At 52.7% G+C, this 275-nt stretch carries 2 tRNA genes; both read left to right on the top strand.

Annotation, left to right across the window (positions count from 1 at the left end):
• Positions 1–49: 49 nt before the first annotated feature.
• Positions 50–126, top strand: a tRNA-Arg gene (locus B2U97_RS02165).
• Positions 127–152: 26 nt separating this feature from the next.
• Positions 153–228: transfer RNA gene (locus tag B2U97_RS02160), tRNA-His, on the top strand.
• Positions 229–275: the final 47 nt, after the last annotated feature.

Genomic DNA, 275 nt, shown 5'->3' with positions numbered 1-275 from the left:
CAAATCCTGCATCGCCGACCATTCTCTTGACGGTTTATTGGTTCGATATGCGCCCGTAGCTCAGTTGGATAGAGCAACGGCCTTCTAAGCCGTGGGTCGCAGGTTCGAATCCTGCCGGGTGCGCCATAACGCGCCAAAGAAATCACTCAGTGGTGGGTGTAGCTCAGTTGGTAGAGCCCCGGATTGTGATTCCGGTTGTCGTGGGTTCAAGTCCCATCATCCACCCCATTTCTTTTGAAGTAACATCCTGTATTTCGGCGATTAGCGCAGTTTGG

Origin of the sequence: Idiomarina sp. UBA3176 (assembly GCF_002364295.1) — a bacterium.
GTDB lineage: Bacteria > Pseudomonadota > Gammaproteobacteria > Enterobacterales > Alteromonadaceae > Idiomarina > Idiomarina loihiensis.
This window is presented reverse-complemented; position numbering and strand designations above follow the sequence as displayed.